Genomic DNA, 636 nt, shown 5'->3' with positions numbered 1-636 from the left:
GCTATTTAGCGGTCGCATCCCTGTGAATATGCTTGAACAACTCATTGAGGATGCTGACGATGGACAAGCCGTTCCTGGACGAGGTTGAGATGTATTTGGATAGGGCTAATATGGCTCAATCCACATTCGGCAAATTAGCTGACAATAATCCCGGGTTAGTTGGTAATTTGCGCAAGGGGATGAATCCCAGCCCAGCTAAAAAGAATAAGCTGCGCAAATTCATGAACGACTTCCCCAAAGGCCCACCGGGACATATATCTAGAGCAGGACAGGCATTAGAACGAAGACAGCATGCTAGCGCATCTACGTCTTTTACACCTGGGAGACTGGTAAGTGCAACATCTGAATTCGCCAATTCCGGTGCGCATTTGGCCAGATCAACTACTGCAGCACAAGACGTGCCAGCCCCCAGCTTATCCGCTTTACCTCAAACATTGGGCGAAATTATTAAGGCAGAAGCCTTTAAGCAACGTATGCCCATTAGTACTTTTCTTGCGCAGTTGGTGAGCATGGGCTGGGAAGTGTATAAGGATGTCTGATTTTGTCCGCCCGAAATTCAACAAAGCCAAATTCTGGGAGCGTGTTGAAGAAGAGGCAAGGGCAGAGTTATTGAATATGGCACAGCTACGTAAGCGT

Annotated in this window: 1 protein-coding gene; it reads left to right on the top strand. The window is 47.6% G+C overall.

Features of this window, described 5'->3' with window-relative positions:
- Positions 1–59 precede the first annotated feature (59 nt).
- Complete coding sequence (locus VJI94_RS07905) at positions 60–539, top strand: hypothetical protein (protein WP_324000417.1); 480 nt, start codon at positions 60–62, stop codon at positions 537–539.
- The last annotated feature ends 97 nt before the right edge of the window (positions 540–636 follow it).

The organism is Parvimonas sp. D9, assembly GCF_035282565.1.
Classification (GTDB): Bacteria; Bacillota; Clostridia; order Tissierellales; family Peptoniphilaceae; genus Parvimonas; species Parvimonas micra.
This window is presented reverse-complemented; position numbering and strand designations above follow the sequence as displayed.